Below are 22,586 nucleotides of genomic sequence, written 5' to 3'. Positions count from 1 at the left end.
TGTCTTAAGTATTGAAACCGACGCCTCGAAGCAGCTGCGCGGTCTCGAACATGGGGAGTCCCATGATGCCCGAATAGGAGCCGCTGATGTGCTCCACGAACGCAGCCGCCGCGCCCTGGATGGCATAGGCGCCAGCCTTGCCGAGCGGCTCGCCGCTGGCGGCGTAGGCCGTGACCTGCTTCTTCGTGAGCGTGGCGAAACGCACGCGCGACACGCTCAGCGTCGCATGGCGTCGACGGCCGTTCTGCAGTGCGACCGCCGTGAGCACACGGTGCGTGGCGCCGGACAGGTGCGCGAGCATGCGCTCGGCGTCGCGTGCGTCCTCGGGCTTGCCGAGGATGGTGCGGCCGAGCGCGACCGTGGTGTCGGCGCAGAGCACGGGCGCATCGGCCAGGCCGAGGCGCTTGCGGCGCGCGACGGCGGCATCGAGCTTGAGGGCGGTCACGCGCTGCACGTACGCGGTGGGCGACTCGTTCGGCAGCAAGGCTTCGAGCGCCTCGGCGTCTTCGTCGGCACCGGCCAGCAGCAGTTCGTGGCGCACGCCGAGCTGGCCGAGCAATTGGGCGCGGCGCGGGCTTTGCGACGCGAGGTAGATGAAGTCAGGCAAGTTCAGGTCTCCGAGGTGGGCCCCACCGCCGGCCCCGTGATCATTCCCGGTGGTACGGATGGCCCGCGTTGACCGACCACGCCCGGTAGAGCTGCTCGACCAGCAGCACGCGCGCCATGGCATGCGGCAGGGTCAGGTCGGACAGGCGGATGCGTTCGTGCGCCGCGGCCTTGAAGGCCGGGTCGAGCCCGTCGGGGCCGCCGATGACCAGCGCCACGTCGTCGCCCTCGCCCTGCCAGGTCTGCAGCCGTGCGGCCAGCGCCTTGGTGGTGAGCGCGGTGCCGCGCTCGTCGAGCACGACGATGCGCATGCCGCGGGCGATGGCGCCCTCAATGCGCTCGCGCTCGGCGGCATACAGCGTTTCGAGGGTCTTGGAGCCGCGCGGCTCGGTCTTGACGGCGCGCAACTCGAGCTTGAGCTCGGGCGGGAAGCGCTTGGCGTAGTCGTCCCAGGCAGTCTGCGCCCAGTCGGGCATGCGCTGCCCGACGGCGACCACCAGCAGCTTCATGCGCGGCGGGCTGGCGCCTTCTTGGCCGGCGCCTTCTTCGCAGCGGTCTTCTTGGCGGCCGGCTTGCCGACGACCTTCACCGGCACGCGTGCGGTGCCCGTGGCGGACTTCTTCGCGGGCGCCTTCTTGGCGGCGGTCTTGCCCGCGGTCTTCGATGCAGCCTTCTTCGCCGGGGCCTTGGCGGCCTTGGCTTCCTGCTCGGCCGCGCGGATCGCGGTCTTGGCGGCACTCGAACGGCGCAGGCTCGGCGTCTTGGCGGCGGCCGTCTTCTTCTCTTCGGCGCCCTTGACGACGGACGAGGCGGTGGCCAGCGCGGGCTTGGTGGCGCCGAGCTTGGCGCGCACCGGCTTGTCGCCCCAGATCTCTTCGAGGTGGTAGTACTGGCGGATGGCGGGCTGCATGATGTGCGCCACGGCCGCGCCGCAGTCCACGATGATCCACTCGCCGTTTTCCTCGCCCTCGGTGCGCGGCTTGGCAAAGCCGGCTTCGCGCACGGCGTCGCGCACGCTCGATGCGAGCGCCTTGGTCTGGCGGTTGGAGGTGCCCGACGCCACGATCACGCGCTCGAACAGCGGCGAGAGGTGCTCCGTGTCGAATACCTGGATGTCCTGCGCCTTGACGTCTTCGAGACCATCGATGATGGCTCGCTGGAGTTTTTGGATGTCTTTTTTGGCGGCGGCTTCAGTGGTCATCAGGCAGAGCGGTAGAGGTGGTGTTGGTCAATATAGCGTGCAACCGTGGGCGGAACCAGCGAGGAAATGTCCACACCCGACGCCACACGCCGCCGGATATCGGTGGCGCTGGTGTCCATGGCGGCAGGCAGTTCAAGCGCCTCGAAACGCGCGCCAGCCGGGAGGCCGGGCAGCTGTTTCGGATCAAAACGAGTGACGTCACCCGTCGATAGTGCGCGATACGCTACAGAAACGATAGCAATGCCGAGTATATCCTGCCAGCAGTGCCAGGTCGGCAAGGCCGCCGCCTGGTCCGCGCCCATCACCAGCACGAGCTGTGCGCCGGGCTGCTCTTTCTGCAATTCATGCAGCGTGTCGAGCGTGTAGGTCGGGCCGTCGCGCAGCACTTCGCGGCTGTCGATGACGACCTTGCCTTGCAAGTTGCCGAAGGCCAGCCGCGCCATCGCCAGGCGATCTTCCTTCGGCGTGAGCGTGCGGCTCTTGTGCCAGGCCTGCCCCGTGGGAATGACGTGCAACTCCGTCAGATCGAGTTGTGCCAATGCAGCTTCGGCCAGGGCGACGTGCGCGTTGTGCGGCGGGTCGAAGGCCCCGCCGAAGACGCCGATGCGCAAAGCGGAACCGGTGGGGCTCACACCCAGTCCCGGCGCACGATGAAGTCGCTGTACAGCGCGGCTTCGGGGCTGCCCGCTTCGGGCTGTTGCCGGTAGGCCCAGCTCGCGAGCGGCGGCATCGACAGCAGGATCGATTCGGTGCGCCCGCCCGACTGCAGGCCGAAGTGCGTGCCGCGGTCCCACACGAGGTTGAACTCGACGTAGCGCCCGCGCCGGTACAGCTGGAACTCGCGCTCGCGCTCACCGTACGGCATGCTGCGGCGGCGCTCGACGATCGGCAGGTAGGCCTGCAGGAAGGCATCGCCGACCGAACGGATCAGCGCAAAGCCGTTCTCGATGCCGCCCTCGGCGAAGTCGTCGAAGAAGATGCCGCCGATGCCGCGCTGCTCGTTGCGGTGCTTCAAAAAGAAATACTCGTCGCACCAGGTCTTGAAGCGCGGGTACTTGTCGGCGCCGAAGGGGGCGAGCGCGTCGCGGCACACGGTGTGGAAGTGCACCGCGTCGTCTTCGAAGCCGTAGCACGGCGTGAGGTCCATGCCGCCGCCGAACCAGCACACGGGATCACCGCCGCCCGCGGGCTGCGCGGCCAGCATGCGCACGTTCATGTGGACGATCGGCACGTAGGGATTGCGCGGGTGGAACACCAGCGACACGCCCATGGCCTCGAACGGTGCGCCCGAGAGCTCGGGGCGGTTCTGCGTGGCCGAGGGCGGCAGCTTGGCGCCGCGCACCTGCGAGAAGCCGACGCCGGCGCGTTCGAACAGCGCACCGCCTTCGAGGATGCAGGTCAGGCCGTTGCCCTGCAGCGGCTCACCGGGCTCTTTCTGCCAGGCGTCGCGCACCGCACTGCCGCCATCCGCCGCCTCGACCGCCGAGATGATCGATTGCTGCAGTCCGCGCAGGTAGTCGCCGACCGCCTTCGGCTGGGTGGCTGGCATCAGGCGTGGGGCGTGTTGCGCGCGTTCACGGCGCGGTAGCCGATGTCCTTGCGGTACTGCACACCGTCGAACTGCACGCGCGCCGCGACCTCGTAGGCGCGCTGCTGCGCCTGCTTGACGCTGTCGGCCAGCACGGTCACGCAGAGGACGCGGCCGCCGCTGGTCTTGAGCTCACCGTTCTCCAGCGTGGTGCCCGCGTGGAACACCACGGCATCGGGCGCCTCGGCCGGGATGCCGCTGATGCGGTCGCCCTTGCGCGGCGACAGCGGGTAGCCGTGCGCGGCCATCACCACGCCCAGTGCCACGCGGCGGTCCCATTGCAGCTCGACCTGGTCGAGCGTGCCGTCGGTGGCGTGCCAGAACACCTCGAACAGGTCGGACTTCAGGCGCATCATGATCGGCTGCGTCTCGGGGTCGCCCATGCGGCAGTTGAATTCGAGCGTCTTGGGCTGGCCGGCCGCGTCGATCATGAGACCGGCATAGAGGAAGCCGGTGAACGGAATGCCGTCCTTTTCCATGCCGCGGATGGTCGGCAGGATGATCTCGCGCATCGCACGCGCATGCACCTCGGCCGTGACGACCGGTGCGGGCGAGTACGCGCCCATGCCGCCGGTGTTCGGGCCTTCGTCGCCATCGAGCAGGCGCTTGTGGTCCTGGCTGGTGGCCAGCGCGGCAACGTTCTTGCCGTCGCACATCACGATGAAGCTGGCTTCTTCGCCTTGCAGGAATTCTTCGATGACGACGCGTGCGCCGCCTTCGTTGTGCGACACGCCGAACTTGTTGTCGACCAGCATGAAGTCGACGGCCTCATGGGCTTCCTGCGCCGTCATGGCAACCACCACGCCCTTGCCGGCGGCCAGGCCGTCGGCCTTGACGACGATCGGTGCGCCCTTGGCGTCGATGTACGCATGAGCGGCAGCTGCGTCGGTGAAGGCCTCGTATTCGGCCGTCGGGATCTTGTGGCGCTTCATGAACGCCTTGGAGAACGCCTTGGAGCTTTCGAGCTGCGCAGCCGCCTGCGTCGGGCCAAAGATGCGCAGGCCGTGCGCGCGGAACTCGTCCACCACGCCGGCCGCCAGCGGCCCCTCGGGGCCGACCACAGTCAGCGCGATTTTCTCGGCCATCGCCCACTCGCGCAACGCGGCGGGTTCGGTGATGTCGATGCAGTCGTAGCGTTCGTCGCTCACGGTGCCGCCGTTGCCGGGCGCCACATAGACGCGGCTGACCCGGTTGCCCTGCGCCAGCCGCCACGCCAGTGCGTGCTCGCGGCCCCCTCCTCCAATCACCAGTACCTTCATTCGCGGGCTTTCGTTTGTCGCTGTGGATCCATCATTCATTCGTTCAGTCGGACAGTGCGGCGTTGTGATACACGTCCTGCACGTCGTCCAGGTCCTCGAGCACGTCGAGAAGCTTCTGCATCCTGGCGGCGTCTTCACCGGTCACGTCCACGGTGTTCTCGGCACGCATGGTGATTTCGGCGGCGTCGGGCTTCAGGCCCGCGGCTTCGAGTGCGTTTTTCACGGTCTCGAAGTCGCCGATGGCGGTGAGCACCTCGATGGCGCCGTCGTCGTCGGTGATCACGTCCTCGGCACCGGCCTCGAGGGCCACTTCCATGACCTTGTCCTCGCTGGTGCCGGGCGCGAAGATGATCTGGCCGCAGTGCTTGAACTGGAAGGCCACCGAGCCTTCGGTGCCCATGTTGCCGCCGTGCTTGGAGAAGGCGTGGCGCACTTCGGCCACGGTGCGCACGCGGTTGTCGGTCATGGTGTCGACGATGATCGCCGCGCCGCCGATGCCGTACCCTTCGTAACGAATTTCTTCGTAATTGACGCCTTCGAGGTTGCCCGTGGCCTTGTCGATGTTGCGCTTGACGGTGTCGATGGGCAGGTTGACCGCCTTGGCCTTTTCGACCGCCAGCCGCAGCCGGGGGTTGGCGCTGAGGTCTGCGCCGCCGGCGCGTGCCGCCACCGTGATTTCACGGATGGCGCGGGTCCAGAGCTTGCCCCGTTTCTCGTCCTGGCGGCCCTTGCGGTGCTGAATATTTGCCCACTTGCTATGTCCGGCCATGGCTTTCTCTCTCGCTGTCGTGTGTTTTCAAAGCAAGTGTGGAGTTTACTGTCCGGCGCACACAACGCTCCCCCGGCGCCCGGGATTTCGGCCCGGACCTTTTGGTGATAATTGTTCGATGACGCCATCGCCCATTGCCGGTACGGGAAATCCCGACGCCCTGCCGCCGCACGCCCCGCTGCCGCTGTACTACAACACCGAAGCGGAGCACCAGGCGTTCCTGCGGCGCATCTTCGACAGCACGGCCGCGGACTACGATCGCATCGAGGCCGTGCTGGCCTTCGGCACCGGCCCCTCGTACCGGCGCGATGCACTGAAGCAGGCCGGCCTCACGGCGGGCGCCCAGGTGCTCGACGTGGGCATCGGCACCGGGCTCGTCGCCCGCGAAGCCCTGAAGCTCATCGGCTCCACCGGCAAGCTCACCGGCGTCGACCCCAGCGTGGGCATGATGGGCCAGGTCCGGCTGCCCGGCGTCGAATTGATTCAAGGCGTCGCCGAGGCCCTGCCCCGGCCCGACGCCAGCTGCGATTTCGTGAGCATGGGTTACGCCATGCGCCACATCAGCGACGTGGCCGCCGCCTTTTCCGAGTTCCATCGCGTGCTGCGCCCCGGCGGGCGCGTGGTGGTGCTCGAGATCACCAAGCCCGAGGGCCGCATCGCCACCGCACTGCTCAAGGGCTACATGCGCGCCGTGGTGCCGCTGATCGCCCGCGTGGTCGGCCGCCGCAGCGACACCTCGGAGCTGTGGCGCTATTACTGGGACACGATCGAGGCCTGCATCCCGCCCGAGCGCGTCATGCAGGCCCTGGGCGCCGCCGGCTTCAGCGACGTGCGCCGGCATGCGAGCCTCGGGGTCTTCTCGGCCTACACCGGCCGCAAACCCGAATCCACCGCCGACGAGGTTCGTTGAACGTGCGCCCCCAGGACGACCGCCTTCATTCCCCCCTGCGCGTGGAGCGCCTCTCGCTGCCGGACAGCCTTGCGCTGGCCACGCACAGCCATGCGCCCTTCGCCGCGCTCGGTTACGGCACGCCGCACGGTGTCGCCTGGATGCCCACGGTCAACGCGCGCGTGCTGTCGCCGCAAGGCGCGATGGCCGATGTGTGGCACGCAGGTGACGGCACCCAGGTCCGGTCGGGCACCACCGGCATCGCGCGCTGGCGCACCGACGGGCACTGGCTGCTCGGCGCCATCGACCTCGATGAAGCCGTCGAAGGCCAGGGACTGACCGAGCTCGCGCAGCGCGCCTACCGCGACCTGTTCCGTACGCTCGAGCAGGCCGGCACGCCGCACCTGCAGCGCATCTGGAACTACCTGCCGCGCATCAACGCCGACGGCGGCGGTCTCGAGCGGTATCGTCAGTTCAATCTCGGCCGGCAAGAGGCTTTCTTCGAAGCCGGCCGCGCCGCCTTCGAGGGCGCCCCGGCCGCCTGCGCGCTGGGCATCCGCCAGGGCGCACTGTCGATCCGTTTTCTCGCGGGACGCGCCGCACCGCTGCCGGTCGAGAACCCGCGGCAGGTGTCGGCCTACCGCTATCCCGAAACCTACGGCCCGCGCTCGCCGACCTTCTCGCGCGCCGCGCTGGCGGACATCGGCGACGGCCAGGTCGCACTCTTCATCTCGGGCACGGCGAGCATCGTCGGGCACGAGACGGTGCACCACGGCGACGTGCGTGAGCAGGCCCGCGAAACGCTGCGCAACCTCGAGGCCGTGATCGCCTCCGCCCATGCGCAGACCACGGCGCGCTTCTCGCTCGATGCGCTCGACTGCGTGGTGTACGTGCGGCATCCGTCGGACACCGACGCCGTTCGCGAGGTGATCGAAGCCGCGCTCGGCGACCAGTCGCCGATGGCCCGCCATGCGGTGTACCTGGAAGCCGACATCTGCCGCAGCGATCTGCTGGTCGAGATCGAGGCCCACACGGTCGCCGCCGGCCGGCTGCAGGCCGCCTGAGCGGCCCGCCGTTCGCCTGCCCGACCGACACCACCCATGAACGTGCTGCGTCTTCTCACGTCGATCCCGCTCGCGCTGATGCTCTATGCGCTGCTGCTGTTCCTCGGCCTGATCTCGCTGGTCTGGAACTTCGTCGCCATGCTGCTGTATCCGGTGATGCCGGCCACGCCGGCGCGCGCGCTGGGCCGCATGACCATCGCCTTTGCCTACCGGATGTTCTGGTGGCTTGCCTCGGTCACCGGCATGATGCGCATCGACGCCTCGTGCCTGGACCCGATGCGCAACGAACCCGGCGTGATCTTCGTGGCCAACCACCCGACCATGCTTGACGCGCTGCTGCTGGTGGCGCGGCTGCCGCGCAGCGCCTGCATCATGAAGGCCGAGCTGATGGGCAACATCTTCCTTGGCGCCGGCGCCCGGCTGGCGCGCTACATCAGCAACAAGTCGGCCCGCACGATGGTGCGCCTGGCGGTCAACGACCTGCGCCAGGGCGGCCAGCTCGTGATCTTCCCGGAAGGCACGCGCACGGTGACGCCACCGCTGAACCCCTTCCGCCCCGGCACCACGCTGATCGCCAAGCTGGCGCAGGCGCCGATCCAGACCGTGTTCATCGACACCGACTCGCCCTACCTCGGCAAGGGCTGGCCGCTGTGGCGCGTGCCGCCGCTGCCCATCGTCTTCACGCTGCGGCTGGGCAAGCGCTTTGCGCCGACGCAGGACAGCGATGCGTTGCAGGTCGAGCTGGAACACTATTTCCGTCAACACATGGAGCAGCGCGCCACCGACGCGTCCCCCGAATGCCAGCAGACGCCTCGCGCACCCACCTTGTCCTGATTCCCAGCTACAACACGGGCGAGCGCCTGTTCTCGACGGTCGCGGCCGCGCGGGCCCAATGGAACCCGGTGTGGGTGGTGATCGATGGCAGCGACGACGGCACGGGCGAGCGGCTGCAGCAGATGGCTGCTGGCGATCCGGGGCTGCGCGTGTGGGTGCTGCCGCAGAACCAGGGCAAGGGCTCGGCGGTGCTGCACGGCTTGCGGGCCGCGAAAGAAGCGGGCTTCACGCACGCGCTCACGATGGATTCCGACGGGCAGCATCCGGCGGACCTGATCCCCTCTTTCATGAACGCCTCGCTGGCACGGCCCGAGACGATGGTGCTGGGCCGGCCGGTGTTCGACGCCAGCGCGCCGCTGCTGCGGGTGCGCGGGCGGCGGGTGTCGAACGGCTGGACGCAGCTCGAAACTCTGTTCGCGGGCGTGGGCGATTCGCTCTACGGCTTTCGCGTGTACCCGGTGGTCGACCTGATCGCGGTGATGGCGCGGCAACCGTGGATGCGGCGCTTCGACTTCGATACCGAGGCGGTCGTGCGACTGGCCTGGCGCGGGGTCAAGCCGGTGAACATCGATGCGCCTGTGAAGTACCTGACGGCGGAGGAAGGCGGGGTGTCGCACTTTCGCTATGGGCGGGACAACGTCTTGCTGACTTGGATGCACACGCGGTTGATGGTGGAGTTTGTCTTGCGGCTGCCTGGGTTGCTCTTTCGCAAATTGCGGGGGGCGCCGCCGTTTCAGGCCTAGCCTCTTTTTGAGGGGCGCCCGGCAGGCGGTACGGCGCGGTCGGCCCCACTGTGCCGGCCGCTTCGCGGCTGCCCTGCGGTGCTCGCGTTTCGCGGGGTCTCGCAGAACTCGCTGCGCTCAAACAGCTGCGAGCCCTGATCCGCGAAACGCTGCGCGCCTCGGCGGCACAGAGGGGCCGCCCACACCGCACCGCCTGCCGGGCACCTGCCGTGACGTGAAAGCTCCTTGTTTTCCTCCCGCTACTCGACGATCGTGCCTCCGCCCAGCGCCTTGTAGAGCGCCATCGTCGCGTTGAGCTGGTTCAGACGGTTCTGCGCGAGCGACACCTCCACGGCGCGTCGCTTGTCCTTGGCGTCGAGCACCGGCTGCAGCGCGGTAGCGCCGGCGCGGTAACGCACTTCCGACAAGGCCTCGGCGCGTTGCGCCTGTTGCAGCGCCAGGGCCAGCTTCACGCTTTCGTCTTGCAACTGCGTTCGTGACGACAGCGTGTTCTCGACCTCGGACAGCGCGGTGTACAGCGACTGGCGGAAACCGACGACCGCTTCTTCGTACCGCGTCTGCGATACGGCGACGGTCAGCCGCGCGGTGTTCCATTGCAGGAAAGGCAGCACCAAGCCGGCGCCCAGCGTGGCGATCGGGTTCTTCAGTACCTCGCCCAATGCATTGCTCCCCGCGCCCAGCGAACCCGTGAGGCTCAGCACCGGATAGAAACTGGTGCGCGTGGCATCGACGTTCGCCAGCGAGGACCGCAAGCGCTGCTCCGCGGCGCGCAGGTCGGGCCGGCGGCCCAGCAGGCTGGCGGGCAGTCCGGCATCGATCACGGGCAAGGCGGTGTCCGGCAGTTGTGAGGGCTCTTCCCTCGGGGTATCGGGCGGCATGTCGAACAGGATGGCCAGCGCGTTGCGCGCTTCGACGCGCTGTTGCAGCAGCTGCGTGTGGGCCGCCTCCTGGCTCGCGAGGTTCTGGCCGGCCTGCGCGACATCGAGGCCGGATACGGCACCTGCCGCGTACTTGGCGCGCACCAGCGCCTGGATGCGCCGTGCATCGGCCATGCCGGCTTCGCTCAGCGCGATGCGGTGGTTCAGGTAGCCGGTCTGCCAATACAGCCCGGCCGTGGTGCCCACCAGCGCCAGCGCCGTAGCCTCGCGGTCTGACTGGGTGGCCTGCAGCTCCCAGTCGGCAGCGCTGCGCAACGCCGACAGGCGACCCCACAGATCGATTTCGTAGCTCAGGTTCAGCGAGGAACTCGCACTCGATGCGCCCACGTCGCCTCGCTTCACGTCGAAGCTGCGGTTGGTGCCGAGTTGCCCCGTCACGCCCGGCGTGAGGTTCGTGTTCGCCAGGCCGGCCTGCAGCTGCGCCCGCTGCACGCGGATGCCGGCGGCGGCCAGGTTGTTGTTGGTGCGCAAGGCGCTGTCGATGAGGGTGTCGAGCCGCGCGTCCTGGAAGGCGGTCCACCAGCGGGCCTGCGGCACGGCCGCTGCGTTCTGCGGCAGGGGCTGTTGCTGCTGCCAGGCCTGCGGCACGCCGAGCGGTCGGTGTTCGCGCCGCTCCGGCGCGAACAACGTGCAGCCGCCGAGCGCCAGCGCGATGGCGAGTCCCGCCAGGGTCGGTCGGGCGCTACTCACGCGCCAGTGCCTCGATGGGGTCGAGCCGCGCGGCGTTGCGCGCCGGCAGGTACCCGAACAGCACGCCGATGAGCGACGCGCACAAAAAGGCCGACACCACGGCCCCCAGCGAAAAGATCATTTGCCATTGCTTCACGAACAGCGAGAACACAAAGCTGATGCCGTACGACAGCAGCACGCCGATGAAACCGCCGACCAGGCACACGAGCACGGCCTCGGTCAGGAACTGCTGCAGCACGTCGCTCTGGCGCGCGCCCACGGCCATGCGGATGCCGATCTCGCGGGTGCGCTCGGTCACCGACACCAGCATGATGTTCATCACGCCGATGCCGCCCACCACGAGCGAGATCACCGCGATCAGCGACAGCAGCAGCGTGAGCGACTGGCTCGTGCGCTCGGCCGTCTTCACGATGCTGTCCATGTTGAAGGTGAAGAAGTCCTTGCCGCCGTGGCGCAGCGTGAGCAGCCGCACGATGCTCTCTTCGGCCGCCTTGGTGGGCTGGTCGTCGCGGATGCGCACCGTGATGCTGTCGAAGTGCTGCTGGCCGAAGAGGCGGCTCGCGCCGGTGCTGTAGGGCAGCCAGATGTTGAGCGACTTGTTCTCGCCGAACATGCTCTTCTTTTCCTGCGCCACGCCGATCACGGTGCACGGCAGGCTGCCCACCAGGATGATCTTGCCGACCGGATCGGTGCCGTCGGGAAAGAGCTTGCGCCGCGTGTTCTGGTCGATCACCACCACCTGCGACTGGTGCCGCACGTCGTTGGCGTCGAAGTCCGTGCCGCTGGCCATCTGGATGTCGCGCACGCTGAAGAAGTTGTCGCTGACGCCGTTCACGTTGCCGTTGACGTCGGCGCTGCGGTAGCGCAGGCGCAGGCTGCGCATGGTGGTCGGCGTGACGCTGTGCACGAAGGGCTGCGCGGCGATGGCCTGCAGGTCGGCCGGCAACAGCGTGCGGATGCTCGCGGCCTTGTCGTCGCCGAAGTCGTGGCCCGGGTAGATGTCGAGCGTATTGGTGCCGATGGCCTTGATGTCGGCCAGCACGAAGCGCTTGGCGCCCTCCCCGATGGCCACGATCGACACCACCGAGGTGATGCCGATGATGATGCCCAGCATGGTCAGCGCCGTGCGCATGCGGTGCGCCATCATCGAGCGCCAGGCCATGCGGAAGGCTTCGGAGAAACGCGCCCAGCCGGTGCTGAAGCGAGCGATGCCCAGTGTGGGGCGCGTCATGGCGGGCGGCGCGGGGGTGTCGTCGCCGACCGCCTGCGCGGGTGCAGCCACGGTCGGCACGTTCGGCCGGTCGCCGACGATCACGCCGTCGGCGATCTCGATGATGCGTTCGGTGCAGCGCGCCACCTGCATGTCGTGCGTCACGATGATGATCGTGTGCCCCTGCGCATGCAGCTCGCGCAGGATGCCGATGACCTCCTGGCCGCTCTTGCTGTCGAGCGCGCCGGTGGGCTCGTCGGCCAGGATGACCTGGCCGCCGTTCATCAGTGCGCGCGCAATGCTCACGCGCTGCTGCTGGCCGCCCGAAAGCTGGCTCGGCCGGTGCTCGGTGCGGTCTTCCAGGCCCAGGCGCGCGAGCAGTTGCCGCGCCCGCGCGTCGCGCGCCGCGCCCTCGGTGCCGGCATAGACGGCGGGCACCTCGACGTTGCCGGTGGCCGTCAGGTGCTGCATGAGGTGGTAGCGCTGGAAGATGAAGCCGAAGTGCTCGCGCCGCAGCGCGGCGAGCGCGTCGCTGTCGAGCGTGCCGACGTCCTGGCCCGACACGGTGTAGGTGCCGGTGCTCGGCCGGTCGAGGCAGCCGAGGATGTTCATGAGCGTCGACTTGCCCGAGCCCGAGGCGCCGACGATGGCCAGCATTTCGCCATGGCCGATGTCCAGGTCGACATCTTTCAGCACCTGGACCTCCTGCTCGCCCGAGGGAAAGCTGCGGCCGATGCCGCGCAGGGTCAGCAGCGGCTGCGTCACTGGCGCGGCCTCCGGTTGCCGCTGTCATTGCCGTCGGTCTTCTCCAGCGCCGAGGCGTCGCCGGTGATGACGTTGTCGCCCTCCTTCAGGCCTTCGAGCACCTGCGCCTGGAAGTTGTTGCTGATGCCCACGCGCACCTGCCGCTTTTCCACGCGCTGGTCGGGCAGGAGCACGCGCACTTCGTGGCGGCCATCCTTGTCGCGCGTGCCGAGCGCGGTGAGCGGCACGGTCAGCGCCTGCTTGGCCTCGCCCAGCAGGATGGCGACCTGCGCCGTCATGTCGACGCGCAGCGTGCGCTCGGGGTTGGGCACGTCGAACAGCGCGTTGAAGAACACGGCGTTGTTGATCTTCTCGGGCGAGGGCTGCACCGCGCGCAGCATGCCGTGGTAGCGCGTGTCGGGGTCGCCCAGGATGGTGAAGTACACCGGCTGGCCGGCCTTCACGCGCACCACGTCGGCCTCGGACACCTGGGCCTTCACGGTCATGGTCGACAGGTCGGCCAGCTTCATCAGCGTGGGCACCTGGAACGAGGCCACCACGGTCTGGCCTTCGAGCGTGCTGATCGACACCACGTCGCCGTCGATGGGCGCGACGATGCGGGTGTACGACAGGTTGGTCTGCGCCGAGGCCAGGGCCAGCTTCTGCTGGCGGATCTGCGCGTCGAGCGAGACGGCGTCGGCGCGCAGCGCGCGCAGCTCGGTGTCGGCGCTTTCCAGGTCCTGGCGCGCGGCGGCGTCCTGCGCCAGCATCTCGCGCTGGCGCGCCCAGGTGAGCTCGGCCTGCTTCACGCGCACTTCCTTGGCGAGCTTCTGGGCCTGCAGGTTCTCCAGCTTGGCCTGCTCCTGTGCGAGCGTGTTCTGCGAGATGACGGGGTCGATCTCGGCCAGCCAGTCGCCCTTCTTCACCGTCTGGCCGAGCACCACCTTCAGCGACTTGAGCTGGCCGGACACCTGCGCGCCCACCTCGACCTGCTTGAGAGCCTGCAGCACGCCGGTGGCGAGCACCGCGTTCTCCAGGTCGCTGCGCTGCACGGTGGCGGTCAGGTAGTCGCTTTTCTTCGACGGGCTCAGCCAGAAGAAGGCCGCGATGGCCAGCACGACGAGCAAGGCCAGGCCGACAAGGAGCTTGCGCGATCGTCGCGAAGGAGTGGTGGGCATGCAGTGAAGAAGTGGGATGAAACGGGCGGCGAGGCCCGGGAAGGGATGCGGTTCATCCTAGCCCCGGTTGCTGAAGGCCTGCTAAAGCATGCGTTTTGGCGGGCTTTTTGCACGGGCCTGCGGCCCCGCCAATGAAAACGGCGTGGCCCGCTGCCCTCGAAGGACAGCAGGCCACGCCGCATGAACTACTGAAAAAGAACTCAGCGCGCGGTGCGCCGGCGCAAGAGCAAGGTGAGCAGCAACAGCGCCAGCACTGTGAACGCGATGAACGACCAGTTCGCCAGCGTCAGGCCGAACAGCGACCAGTCGATCTTGGAACAGTCGCCGCCGCCGCGGAAGATCATCGGCAGCGCGCGCTTGAGCGGGAAGGTCTCGATCATCCCGTACAGGTCACGTCCGCACGAGACGACTTCGGGCGGATACCACTGCAGCCAGCTCTGCTGCGCCGCCGTGTAGGCACCGCCCACCGCCGCCGCCAGCGCCAGCACCCCGCCCGTCACCTGCAGGCCGCGGCTGTTGAACAGCGCCGCCAGGCCGGTGAACAGCGCCACCAGCATCAGCGCATAGCGCTGCACGATGCACATCGGGCAGGGTTCGAGCCCGACCACGTGCTGCAGATACAGCCCGAAGGCCAGCATGAGGACACAGGCCAGGCAGATCAGCCCGAGCGCGCGGCGCGGCGCGCCGAAGTACCAATGGATCAAGGAGATACCCAATCTTCTTCTACGAACACCCTGGCCTTGCGGGGGTTGGCGACGACGGTGTCGCCTTCCTTCAAGCCCAGGTCGCGGAACTGTTGCGCAGGGAGTTGCGCTTCGATGATGGTTCCGGAGCCCGGATTATCTGGATTCGTTTCGGTGGGCTCAAGTTCCAGCCGCGCGATCGGTCCGACCACGATCGCACGCGACAGCGTGGCGACGATGCCCGTGGCACCCGACACGTAGCGTGTCACATCCAGGTCATGCGGACGCACGTAGGCCAGCGCCTTGGCGTCGCGCGCGCTGCTGTGCTCGGGCGAGTCGATCCGCATGCCGTCCAGTTGCACGGCACCGTTGTCGGCCCGGCCGTGGAACAGGTTCACGTCGCCCAGGAAGCCATAGACGAACGGGCTCGCGGGCTTGTCCCACACGTCCTGCGGCGAGCCGACCTGCTCGATGCGGCCCTTGTTGATGACCACCACGCGGTCGGCCACTTCGAGTGCTTCTTCCTGGTCGTGCGTGACGAAGATCGAGGTGACGTGCAGCTCGTCGTGCAGCCGGCGCAGCCAGCGGCGCAGCTCCTTGCGCACCTTGGCGTCGAGCGCGCCGAAGGGTTCGTCCAGCAGCAGCACCTTGGGCTCCACCGCCAGCGCGCGGGCCAGCGCGATGCGCTGGCGCTGGCCGCCGGACAGCTGCGACGGGTAGCGGTCGGCCAGCCAGTCGAGCTGCACCAGCTTGAGCAGGTCGGTCACCTTGGCCTTGATCTGCGCGTCGCTCGGGCGCTCCTTGCGCGGCTTCACGCGCAGGCCGAAGGCGACGTTCTCGAACACGGTCATGTGGCGGAACAGCGCGTAGTGCTGGAACACGAAGCCGACCTGGCGCTCGCGCACGTGCACGTCGGTCGTGTCTTCGCCCGAAAAATGGATGCTGCCGGTGTCGGCCGTTTCCAGGCCCGCGATGATGCGCAGCAGCGTGGTCTTGCCGCAGCCCGAGGGGCCGAGCAGCGCGACCAGTTCGCCCGACTCGACGTCGAGGTTCACGTTGTTCAGCGCGCGGAAGTCGCCGAACTGCTTGCTGATGTTGCGGATTTCGATGCTCATGGTCTTGTTCTCTCGTCTTCTCAGGCCGCCGAAGGCTCGGGGGGACGCTCGGGCGGCAGCTCGGCGATGGCTTTCATTTCGCGCTCATGGCGCCACTCGATGACCGACTTGATCACCAGGGTGACCAGCGCCAGGATCGCCAGCAGCGAGGCCACCGCGAAGGCGGCCACCGACTGGTATTCGTTGTAGAGCACTTCGACGTGCAGCGGCATCGTGTTGGTCTGGCCGCGGATGTGGCCCGACACCACCGACACCGCACCGAACTCGCCCATGGCGCGTGCGTTGCACAGGATCACGCCGTACAGCAGACCCCACTTGATGTTGGGCAAGGTCACGCGCCGGAAGGTCTGCCAGCCGGTCGCGCCGAGCACGATGGCGGCCTGTTCCTCGTCGGTGCCCTGCGCCTGCATCAGCGGAATGAGTTCGCGCGCGATGAAGGGAAAGGTCACGAACACGGTGGCCAGCACGATGCCGGGCACGGCGAAGATGATCTTGATGTCGTGCTCCGCCAGCCACGGGCCGAACCAGCCCTGCGCGCCGAACACCAGCACGTAGATCAGGCCCGCCACCACCGGCGACACCGCGAACGGCAGGTCGATCAGCGTCGTGAGAAAGGCCTTGCCGCGGAACTCGAACTTGGCGATGGCCCACGCTGCGGCCACGCCGAAGACGAGGTTCATCGGCACCGCGATGGCGGCGGTGATCAGCGTGAGGCGGATGGCGCTCCACGCATCGGGTTCCTTCAGCGCCTCGAGGTAGGCATTGAGGCCCTTGCGCAGCGCCTCGACCGCCACGGCCGCCAGCGGCAGCACGAGGAACAGGAACATGAACGCCAGGGCGATGCCGATCAGCGTCCAGCGGACCCAGGCCGACTCGGTGGTGCCGGCCTGTGCGCGGCGGATGATTTTCGAAGGTGCGCTCATGTCAGGCTCCTGCGCGCTTGCGTTGCCATGCCTGGAGGCCGTTGATGACCAGCAGCAGGATGAACGACAGCACGAGCATCACCAGCGCGACCGCGGTGGCGCCCGTGTAGTCGTACTGCTCCAGCTTGCCGATGATGATGAGCGGCGTGATCTCGGAAATCATCGGCATGTTGCCGGCGATGAAGATCACGGAGCCGTACTCGCCGATGGCACGTGCGAAGGCCATGGCAAAGCCCGTGAGCAAGGCCGGTGCAATCGCCGGAAAGATCACCTTGGTGAAGGTCTGCAGGCGCGTGGCGCCGAGCGAGGTCGCGGCTTCTTCCAGTTCTTTCTCGGTGTCTTCGAGCACCGGCTGCACCGTGCGCACCACGAAGGGCAGCCCGATGAAGATCAGCGCGATCACGATGCCCGCCGGCGTGAACGCCAGCTTGATGCCGTGCGGCTCGAGCAGTTGCCCGATCCAGCCGTTGCCCGCGAGCAGCGCCGTGAGCGAGATGCCGGCCACGGCCGTGGGCAGCGCGAACGGCAGGTCGACCAGCGCATCGACGATGCGCTTGCCCGGGAACTTGTAGCGCACCAGCACCCAGGCCACCAGCAGGCCGAACACCGCGTTCACCATCGCGGCGATCAGCGAGGCGCCGAAGGTCAGGCGGTACGAGGCCATCACGCGCGGCGCGGTCACCGACACCCAGAAGTGCTCCCAGGTCATCGTGAAGGTCTTGAAGACCAGCGCCGACAGCGGGATCAGCACGATCAGGCACAGATAGAAGACCGTGAAGCCGAGCGTGATGTGGAAACCGGGCAGCACGCGCTTGGCGCCCCCTGCCCGGTTGGCACGTGAAAAAGGCGCTCCCGCTGCCGGGAGCGCCGAAGAAGCAGCGCCGCTCATTTACTTCGCGCCGGGCGTGTAGAGCTTGTCGAACTGGCCGCCGTCATTGAAGTGCACCTTCTGCGCTTCGCTCAGGCTGCCGAACAGTTCCTGCACCGTGAACAGCTGCAGCGGCTTGAAGGTCGAGGCGTACTTCTTGAGCACGGTCTGCGAACGCGGGCGCAGCGCGTGCTTGGCGGCGATTTCCTGCGCTTCTTCGGAGTACAGCCAGTCGAGGTAGGCCTTGGCCAGCTCGCCCGTGCCCTTCTTCTTGACGGTGCGCTCGACGATGGCGACCGGGTTCTCGGCCACGATGGAGATCGACGGGTACACCGAGTCGACCTTGCCGGTGCCGAATTCGCGGTCGATCGAGACCACTTCGGATTCGAAGGTGATCAGCGCATCGCCGATGTTGCGTTGCAGGAAGGCGGTGGTCGCGTCGCGGCCGCCGCGTGCCAGCACCGGCACGTTCTTGAACAGCTTGCCGACGAACTCGGCGGCCTGGGCGTCGGTGCCACCCTTCTTCTTGATGTAGCCCCAGGCGGCCAGGTAGGCGTAGCGGCCGTTGCCGCCGGTCTTGGGGTTGACGATCACGACCTGCACGCCCGGCTTGACCAGGTCGTCCCAGTCCTTGATGCCCTTGGGGTTGCCGTTGCGCACCAGCAGCAGCATGGTCGAGGTGGTGGGCGATGCGTTCTCGGGGAACTTCTTGTTCCAATCCTTGGCGACCACGCCGGCGTTGGCCAGGAAGTCGATGTCGGTCGAGGTGTTCATGGTCACCACGTCGGCATCGAGGCCGTCGGCCACGGCACGCGCCTGGGCGCTGGAGCCGCCGTGCGACTGGTCGATCTTGACGTCCTTGCCCGTGGCCTTCTTGTAGTTCGCCACGAAGGCCGCGTTGTAGTCCTTGTAGAACTCGCGGGCCACGTCGTACGAGGCGTTCAGCAGCCCCGTGCCTTGTGCGAAGGCGGTGCTGCCGGCGAGTGCGGAGGACGCCAGCGCGAGCACGGCGACGAAGGTCTTGATTCTGGAAGTCATGTGGTTGCCAGGTTTTCTGAAAATTCACGTCCCGCCGACCAGGCGGCGGGTTCGTCGGTCAACGATTGCAGCAGGGCCAGGCCGAGCGGCCAGTCTCCGTGCCCCGAATCGATGTTGATGTGCCCCGCATTCTGCATGCGCACGAACTCGCTGCCCCAGGCGCGCGAATAGGCGCCCGCCAGGCGGATCGGGCAATAGGGATCGTTGCTGCTCGCCACCACGATGCTGCGGTACGGCAGCGCCGCGTAGGGCACGGGGGCGAAGTCGGACAGCACCGCGCGGCGCTCGGGGTCGGCCGGCGCCACCAGCAGCGCGCCCTGGATGCGGGCGGCGGCCTCGGGCGGCAGGTGCGCCGTGGCGATGCAGCCCAGGCTGTGCGCCGCGATGACCACGGGGCCTTCGCTTTCGAGCACCAGCTTGGCCAGCGCGGGCACCCAGGCATCGCGCTTGGGCGAGGCCCAGTCGTCCTGCGCCACCCGCGCCGCGCCCGGAATGCGTTCTTCCCACAGGCTCTGCCAATGGCCGGGCCCGGAGTCGCGCCAACCGGGCACGATGACGACACGAGTCTGCATGACGGCGCGGTCCTGCGGCTTCTTACTTGTTGGGCTGCGGCGTGATGCGCAGGTAAGGCTTGACGGCCTTGAAGCCCTTGGGGAAGCGCTCGGCCAGCTCGGCCGGGTCCTGGATGCTCGGCACGATGACGACGTCGTCGCCGTCCTTCCAGTTCACGGGCGTGGCGACCTTGTGGCTGTCGGTGAGCTGCAGCGAGTCGATCACGCGCAGGATCTCGTCGAAGTTGCGGCCGGTCGACGCCGGGTAGGTGATGGTGGTGCGGATGACCTTCTTGGGGTCGATGATGTAGACGCTGCGCACCGTGGCCGTGGTCGAGGCGTTCGGGTGGATCAGGTCGTACAGGTCGGCCACCTTGCGGTCGGCGTCCGCAATGATCGGGAAGTTGACGGTGGTGTTCTGCGTCTCGTTGATGTCCGAGATCCACTCCTTGTGCTTGGTGGCCGGGTCGACGCTCAGCGCGATGGGCTTCACGCCGCGCTTGGCGAACTCGCCCGACAGCGCCGCCGTCTTGCCGAGTTCGGTGGTGCACACGGGCGTGAAATCGGCCGGATGCGAGAAGAACACGATCCACGAATCGCCGGCCCACTGGTAGAAGTCGATCGGGCCTTCGCTGGAGTCCTGGGTGAAATTGGGGGCGGTGTCGCCGAGTCGCAGGGTTGCCATGGTCGCTCCAAGGAGGGGGTGAAGCCTTGGATTGTGCGAACCGCTGCTTCAATGGCAAACGAATATCTGTTTGTTTGGATATGACGTTTTTCGCATATAGAACCGGCAGAGGCCCACTATGACGCTATCTTTTAGATAGCAATCTGCCTCAGAACATCCGCATCTGCTCGCTTTGCAGGTGCTCGGACAGGAAGTCGATCAGCCGCCGCACCGCCGGCACCAGCGCCCGCCGCGCCGGAAACACCATGTGCGCCACCACCGGCGACGGCCCCCAGCCGGGCAGCACCCGCACCAGCCGGCCCGCCTCGATGTCGGCACTGCACATGTAGTCGGGCAGCAGGGTCACGCCGACCCCGCCCAGCGCGCCGAACTGCAGCGTCGCGAGGTCGTCCGCCACGTAGCGCGGCATGTGCACATGCACGTGGCTGCGCCCTTCCGGGCCTTCGAGTCGCCACTCCGAGCGCCCTTCCCCGTTGACCGACATGGCCGCCGTCGGCAGCTTCACGAGGTCGGCGGGCGTGTCGACCGGGCCCTGACTGGCCAGCAGCGCCGGGCTCGCGACCAGCACGCCGCGGCTGTGGCCGAAGGTCTTGGCCACCAGCACCGTGCTGTCCTCGATGGTCGGGCGCACGCGCAGCGCGATGTCGATGCCCTCCTCGATCAGGTCCACCGGCCGGTTGATGACGCGCATATCCACGCGCACCGCCGGGTGGCGCGCCATGAACACCGGCATCAGTTGCGCCAGCCCGCTGTGCGAGATGGTGACCGGGCAGGTCAGCCGCACCAGCCCGCTCGGCTCGGTCTGCACCTGCGCCACCGCCTCGGCCGCCGCCTGGGCCGCGTCGCGCATCGCCGAGGCATGCCGCAGGTAGATCTCGCCGGCCGGCGTGAGCGACAGGCGGCGCGTGCTGCGCTGCATCAGCTGCACGCCCAGCCGCTCCTCGAGCTCGGCCACGCGGCGCGACAGGCGCGATTTGGGGATGCCCAGCGCCCGGCTGGCAGCGGCAAAGCCGCCCCGCTCGGCCACCTCGGCGAAGAACACCATGTCGTTGAGGTCTTGCATGGCTTCATTGTCCTGCAAACAGAACGATCTGATCAAATTTTGGCTACTTATCAGCCACTCACATCAAAAATAGAATTCTCCCAACGCCGGCCACTTCTCAGCGCCGACACCTTGCACAGAAAGTGATTGATTGACATGAAGCTGCTCCACATCGACTCCAGCATCCTCGCCGCCGGCTCCACCTCGCGCCAGCTGACCGCCGAAACCGTCGCCGCATGGCGCGCCGCCCACCCCGACACCCAAGTCGAGTACCTCGACCTCGCCGTGGACGCGCCCTCCCACTTCGGCGTCGACGCCCTCGGCATCAAGACCGGCGTGCAGGCCCAGCCGACCGAAGCGCAGCTGCGCGAGAACGCCCTGTCGGAAAAGCTGGTGAGCCAGTTCCTGGCCGCCGACGTCGTGGTGCTCGGCGCCCCGCTGTACAACTTCACCATCCCGACCCAGCTCAAGGCCTGGATCGACCGCCTCGCGCAAGCCGGCCGCACCTTCAAGTACACCGAGAAGGGCCCCGTCGGCCTGGCCGGTGGCAAGACCGTGATCGTGGCATCGAGCCGCGGCGGCATCTACTCGACCTCGGAAGGCGGCCAGGCGGCCGAGCACCAGGAGAGCTACCTGAAGGTGATCTTCGGCTTCTTCGGCATCACCGACGTGCGCTTCGTGCGCGCCGAAGGCATCGCGATGGGTGACGCGCCCAAGGCCGCCGCCCTGGCCGCCGCCCGCGCCGACATCCTCGTGGCCACGACCGAAGCTGCGAACCAGACGACCGTCGCGCAAGCCGCCTGAAGCTTCCGCGGCCGGAACGGACTTGTCTGGCTGATGCAAAAGCCAACAGAACCAGTCGCTTAAGAAGCTGGATGTCATTGCCGCTTGGTTGAGCCCACGCAGCGTAGAGCTGTCTGGGCCAATCGAGCGTTCACTGTGCGCTACCTTCTGCAGACCCAAGAGCTTCAGCTGGAGAATCTTTTGCGGTAGTCCGCAGGTCCGACCCCGAGCCGCCGGTGAAACGCCCGGCGAAGACCGTCCCCATTGGCATAGCCTACTTCGTCGGCCAAACCCTTCAACGAAACGTTTGACTCCTCGATGCGCCTGCGCGCTGCGTCGATTCGAACGCTCTCGACATAGTCTGCAGGCGTCATGCCAGCCTCAAGTCGAAAAATCCGCGCAAAGTTCCGCTCACTCATCTTTGCTTGCAGGGCGAGCGCAGGCACGCTGAGGTCGGCCCGGAGGTTGCCCAGGACAAAGTCTTGAATCTCACGAATTGCGGAACGCTCGGCGGTCTGGGCCGCGAGATGCGCACTGAACTGGGACTGGCCCCCGGGGCGCTTCAGAAACATCACCATCTCGCGAGCCACGCGAAGTGCCAGATCGCGCCCATGATCTTCCTCGACCAGAGCGAGCGCGAGATCCATTCCGGCAGATACGCCCGCCGATGTGTAGAGATTCCCATCTCTCACGAATATTGCGTCAGCGTCGACGTCTGTAGTTGGATAGTCCGCGGCAAGTCGGTCTGCTGCATTCCAGTGCGTGGCCACCTTCTTTCCGCTCAGAAGACCGGCTGCTGCCAACACAAAGGCACCGCTGCAAACCGACCCGATGCGTCGCACCCTCCCACATTGCTGCCGAAGCCACGTCTTGAGCGCTTCGTTGCCCGTCACGCTGTGCACATCTGGACTTCCCGCAACCAGCAACGTGTCGATCGCACCTCGATGGCTGGCAATCGTGGCATCGATCATCAGACGCAGCCCGCTGCTGCTCTTGAGTGCCCCTTCATCTGGGGCGATGACCTGCACGCGGTACGCGCGCGGATCTCCCAGCTGCCTCGAAGCCTCGGCAAAGATGTCAGCCGGGCCGACAACATCAAGCAGCTGAACACGTGGGAAAGCAAGGATGGCTATACGCATCGGGGTGGCTCCGTCATGCACGCCATGGGCGCGCCGTGCCGGAAGT

24 protein-coding genes are annotated in these 22,586 nt (G+C 67.5%); 5 read left to right on the top strand and 19 right to left on the bottom strand.

Annotation, left to right across the window (positions count from 1 at the left end; translation table 11 throughout):
* Positions 1–4: 4 nt before the first annotated feature.
* From AC07Y4_RS19285 to AC07Y4_RS19255, 7 genes are read right to left on the bottom strand one after another with little or no spacing between them, the layout of a single operon-like run.
* Positions 5–607, bottom strand: coding sequence for a Maf family protein (locus AC07Y4_RS19285; RefSeq protein ID WP_487846861.1), 603 nt, complete (start codon positions 605–607; stop codon positions 5–7).
* A 40-nt stretch (positions 608–647) separates the two neighbouring features.
* Positions 648–1,115 (bottom strand): 23S rRNA (pseudouridine(1915)-N(3))-methyltransferase RlmH, encoded by a 468-nt coding sequence (rlmH, locus tag AC07Y4_RS19280; RefSeq protein WP_070060813.1) that lies wholly within the window; start codon positions 1,113–1,115, stop codon positions 648–650.
* Positions 1,112–1,807, bottom strand: coding sequence for a ribosome silencing factor (rsfS, locus tag AC07Y4_RS19275; protein ID WP_062470113.1), 696 nt, complete (start codon positions 1,805–1,807; stop codon positions 1,112–1,114). Before rsfS ends, rlmH begins: the two co-directional genes overlap by 4 nt.
* On the bottom strand, positions 1,807–2,439 hold the full coding sequence (gene nadD / locus AC07Y4_RS19270; RefSeq protein WP_487846860.1) for a nicotinate (nicotinamide) nucleotide adenylyltransferase: 633 nt from the start codon (positions 2,437–2,439) through the stop codon (positions 1,807–1,809). Before nadD ends, rsfS begins: the two co-directional genes overlap by 1 nt.
* On the bottom strand, positions 2,436–3,356 hold the full coding sequence (hemF, locus tag AC07Y4_RS19265) for an oxygen-dependent coproporphyrinogen oxidase (RefSeq protein ID WP_487846859.1): 921 nt from the start codon (positions 3,354–3,356) through the stop codon (positions 2,436–2,438). Before hemF ends, nadD begins: the two co-directional genes overlap by 4 nt.
* A complete protein-coding gene (gene purD, locus AC07Y4_RS19260) occupies positions 3,356–4,654 on the bottom strand; it encodes a phosphoribosylamine--glycine ligase (protein WP_487846858.1) in 1,299 nt (432 codons plus the stop codon). Before purD ends, hemF begins: the two co-directional genes overlap by 1 nt.
* Positions 4,655–4,697: 43 nt before the next feature.
* Entirely contained in the window at positions 4,698–5,423 is a 726-nt protein-coding gene (locus AC07Y4_RS19255) for a YebC/PmpR family DNA-binding transcriptional regulator (RefSeq protein ID WP_487846857.1), read from the bottom strand.
* 118 nt (positions 5,424–5,541) lie between these two features.
* On the opposite strand from AC07Y4_RS19255, the gene AC07Y4_RS19250 reads away from it, so the two are divergent.
* From AC07Y4_RS19250 to AC07Y4_RS19235, 4 genes are read left to right on the top strand one after another with little or no spacing between them, the layout of a single operon-like run.
* Complete coding sequence (locus tag AC07Y4_RS19250; RefSeq protein ID WP_062470103.1) at positions 5,542–6,333, top strand: class I SAM-dependent methyltransferase; 792 nt, start codon at positions 5,542–5,544, stop codon at positions 6,331–6,333.
* 2 nt (positions 6,334–6,335) lie between these two features.
* The gene (locus tag AC07Y4_RS19245; RefSeq protein WP_487847330.1) at positions 6,336–7,376 is read left to right on the top strand and encodes a chorismate transformation FkbO/Hyg5 family protein; all 1,041 of its coding nucleotides are present in this window, start codon (positions 6,336–6,338) and stop codon (positions 7,374–7,376) included.
* A 36-nt stretch (positions 7,377–7,412) separates the two neighbouring features.
* Complete coding sequence (locus AC07Y4_RS19240; RefSeq protein ID WP_487846856.1) at positions 7,413–8,210, top strand: lysophospholipid acyltransferase family protein; 798 nt, start codon at positions 7,413–7,415, stop codon at positions 8,208–8,210.
* Complete coding sequence (locus tag AC07Y4_RS19235; RefSeq protein ID WP_099789530.1) at positions 8,174–8,953, top strand: glycosyltransferase family 2 protein; 780 nt, start codon at positions 8,174–8,176, stop codon at positions 8,951–8,953. The genes AC07Y4_RS19240 and AC07Y4_RS19235 overlap by 37 nt, the downstream gene beginning before the upstream one ends.
* Positions 8,954–9,192: 239 nt before the next feature.
* On the opposite strand, the gene AC07Y4_RS19230 is transcribed toward AC07Y4_RS19235, so the two are convergent.
* The 11 genes from AC07Y4_RS19230 to AC07Y4_RS19180 form a co-directional block, all read right to left on the bottom strand.
* Positions 9,193–10,581 carry an efflux transporter outer membrane subunit gene (locus tag AC07Y4_RS19230; RefSeq protein ID WP_487846855.1) on the bottom strand — a complete coding sequence of 463 codons (1,389 nt, stop codon included), beginning with the start codon at positions 10,579–10,581 and terminating at the stop codon, positions 9,193–9,195.
* Positions 10,574–12,556, bottom strand: a complete 1,983-nt coding sequence (gene macB / locus AC07Y4_RS19225; protein WP_487846854.1) for a macrolide ABC transporter ATP-binding protein/permease MacB — start codon at positions 12,554–12,556, stop codon at positions 10,574–10,576. Before macB ends, AC07Y4_RS19230 begins: the two co-directional genes overlap by 8 nt.
* Positions 12,553–13,713, bottom strand: a complete 1,161-nt coding sequence (macA, locus tag AC07Y4_RS19220; RefSeq protein WP_487846853.1) for a macrolide transporter subunit MacA — start codon at positions 13,711–13,713, stop codon at positions 12,553–12,555. Before macA ends, macB begins: the two co-directional genes overlap by 4 nt.
* A 200-nt stretch (positions 13,714–13,913) precedes the next feature.
* Positions 13,914–14,417 (bottom strand): disulfide bond formation protein B, encoded by a 504-nt coding sequence (locus AC07Y4_RS19215; protein ID WP_062470083.1) that lies wholly within the window; start codon positions 14,415–14,417, stop codon positions 13,914–13,916.
* Positions 14,414–15,511, bottom strand: a complete 1,098-nt coding sequence (locus AC07Y4_RS19210; RefSeq protein ID WP_062470081.1) for a sulfate/molybdate ABC transporter ATP-binding protein — start codon at positions 15,509–15,511, stop codon at positions 14,414–14,416. Before AC07Y4_RS19210 ends, AC07Y4_RS19215 begins: the two co-directional genes overlap by 4 nt.
* 20 nt (positions 15,512–15,531) lie before the next feature.
* Positions 15,532–16,434 (bottom strand): sulfate ABC transporter permease subunit CysW, encoded by a 903-nt coding sequence (cysW, locus tag AC07Y4_RS19205; protein ID WP_062470078.1) that lies wholly within the window; start codon positions 16,432–16,434, stop codon positions 15,532–15,534.
* Between the two features lies 1 nt (position 16,435).
* A complete protein-coding gene (cysT, locus tag AC07Y4_RS19200; protein ID WP_056580402.1) occupies positions 16,436–17,323 on the bottom strand; it encodes a sulfate ABC transporter permease subunit CysT in 888 nt (295 codons plus the stop codon).
* Complete coding sequence (locus AC07Y4_RS19195; RefSeq protein WP_062470072.1) at positions 17,324–18,340, bottom strand: sulfate ABC transporter substrate-binding protein; 1,017 nt, start codon at positions 18,338–18,340, stop codon at positions 17,324–17,326.
* Positions 18,337–18,912 (bottom strand): RBBP9/YdeN family alpha/beta hydrolase, encoded by a 576-nt coding sequence (locus tag AC07Y4_RS19190; RefSeq protein WP_056580397.1) that lies wholly within the window; start codon positions 18,910–18,912, stop codon positions 18,337–18,339. The genes AC07Y4_RS19195 and AC07Y4_RS19190 overlap by 4 nt, the downstream gene beginning before the upstream one ends.
* 22 nt (positions 18,913–18,934) lie before the next feature.
* Positions 18,935–19,576, bottom strand: a complete 642-nt coding sequence (locus AC07Y4_RS19185) for a peroxiredoxin (protein ID WP_487846852.1) — start codon at positions 19,574–19,576, stop codon at positions 18,935–18,937.
* Between the two features lie 148 nt (positions 19,577–19,724).
* Complete coding sequence (locus tag AC07Y4_RS19180; protein WP_495274919.1) at positions 19,725–20,639, bottom strand: LysR family transcriptional regulator; 915 nt, start codon at positions 20,637–20,639, stop codon at positions 19,725–19,727.
* A gap of 135 nt (positions 20,640–20,774) precedes the next feature.
* On the opposite strand from AC07Y4_RS19180, the gene AC07Y4_RS19175 reads away from it, so the two are divergent.
* The gene (locus AC07Y4_RS19175) at positions 20,775–21,422 is read left to right on the top strand and encodes an FMN-dependent NADH-azoreductase (protein WP_487846851.1); all 648 of its coding nucleotides are present in this window, start codon (positions 20,775–20,777) and stop codon (positions 21,420–21,422) included.
* 164 nt (positions 21,423–21,586) lie between these two features.
* On the opposite strand, the gene AC07Y4_RS19170 is transcribed toward AC07Y4_RS19175, so the two are convergent.
* Positions 21,587–22,540, bottom strand: a complete 954-nt coding sequence (locus AC07Y4_RS19170) for a GlxA family transcriptional regulator (protein WP_095747618.1) — start codon at positions 22,538–22,540, stop codon at positions 21,587–21,589.
* Between the last annotated feature and the right edge of the window lie 46 nt (positions 22,541–22,586).

The sequence above is a fragment of the Variovorax sp. GW460-12-1-14-LB1 genome (assembly GCF_059423605.1).
Note: the sequence above shows the minus strand (reverse complement) of the source record. Positions and strands in the feature narration are given on the sequence as shown.

Excerpts from the sequence above, each read along its gene's own strand:
- AC07Y4_RS19170 (WP_095747618.1), bottom strand. The coding sequence starts at position 22,540 with ATGCGTATAGCCATCCTTGCTTTCCCACGTGTTCAGCTGCTTGATGTT.
- AC07Y4_RS19255 (WP_487846857.1), bottom strand. The coding sequence starts at position 5,423 with ATGGCCGGACATAGCAAGTGGGCAAATATTCAGCACCGCAAGGGCCGC.
- rsfS (WP_062470113.1), bottom strand. The coding sequence starts at position 1,807 with ATGACCACTGAAGCCGCCGCCAAAAAAGACATCCAAAAACTCCAGCGA.
- AC07Y4_RS19185 (WP_487846852.1), bottom strand. The coding sequence starts at position 19,576 with ATGGCAACCCTGCGACTCGGCGACACCGCCCCCAATTTCACCCAGGAC.
- macA (WP_487846853.1), bottom strand. The coding sequence starts at position 13,713 with ATGCCCACCACTCCTTCGCGACGATCGCGCAAGCTCCTTGTCGGCCTG.
- hemF (WP_487846859.1), bottom strand. The coding sequence starts at position 3,356 with ATGCCAGCCACCCAGCCGAAGGCGGTCGGCGACTACCTGCGCGGACTG.
- AC07Y4_RS19190 (WP_056580397.1), bottom strand. The coding sequence starts at position 18,912 with ATGCAGACTCGTGTCGTCATCGTGCCCGGTTGGCGCGACTCCGGGCCC.
- cysT (WP_056580402.1), bottom strand. The coding sequence starts at position 17,323 with ATGAGCGGCGCTGCTTCTTCGGCGCTCCCGGCAGCGGGAGCGCCTTTT.
- purD (WP_487846858.1), bottom strand. The coding sequence starts at position 4,654 with ATGAAGGTACTGGTGATTGGAGGAGGGGGCCGCGAGCACGCACTGGCG.
- AC07Y4_RS19235 (WP_099789530.1), top strand. The coding sequence starts at position 8,174 with ATGCCAGCAGACGCCTCGCGCACCCACCTTGTCCTGATTCCCAGCTAC.
- AC07Y4_RS19195 (WP_062470072.1), bottom strand. The coding sequence starts at position 18,340 with ATGACTTCCAGAATCAAGACCTTCGTCGCCGTGCTCGCGCTGGCGTCC.
- AC07Y4_RS19175 (WP_487846851.1), top strand. The coding sequence starts at position 20,775 with ATGAAGCTGCTCCACATCGACTCCAGCATCCTCGCCGCCGGCTCCACC.
- AC07Y4_RS19180 (WP_495274919.1), bottom strand. The coding sequence starts at position 20,639 with ATGCAAGACCTCAACGACATGGTGTTCTTCGCCGAGGTGGCCGAGCGG.
- AC07Y4_RS19210 (WP_062470081.1), bottom strand. The coding sequence starts at position 15,511 with ATGAGCATCGAAATCCGCAACATCAGCAAGCAGTTCGGCGACTTCCGC.
- AC07Y4_RS19240 (WP_487846856.1), top strand. The coding sequence starts at position 7,413 with ATGAACGTGCTGCGTCTTCTCACGTCGATCCCGCTCGCGCTGATGCTC.
- AC07Y4_RS19250 (WP_062470103.1), top strand. The coding sequence starts at position 5,542 with ATGACGCCATCGCCCATTGCCGGTACGGGAAATCCCGACGCCCTGCCG.
- rlmH (WP_070060813.1), bottom strand. The coding sequence starts at position 1,115 with ATGAAGCTGCTGGTGGTCGCCGTCGGGCAGCGCATGCCCGACTGGGCG.
- cysW (WP_062470078.1), bottom strand. The coding sequence starts at position 16,434 with ATGAGCGCACCTTCGAAAATCATCCGCCGCGCACAGGCCGGCACCACC.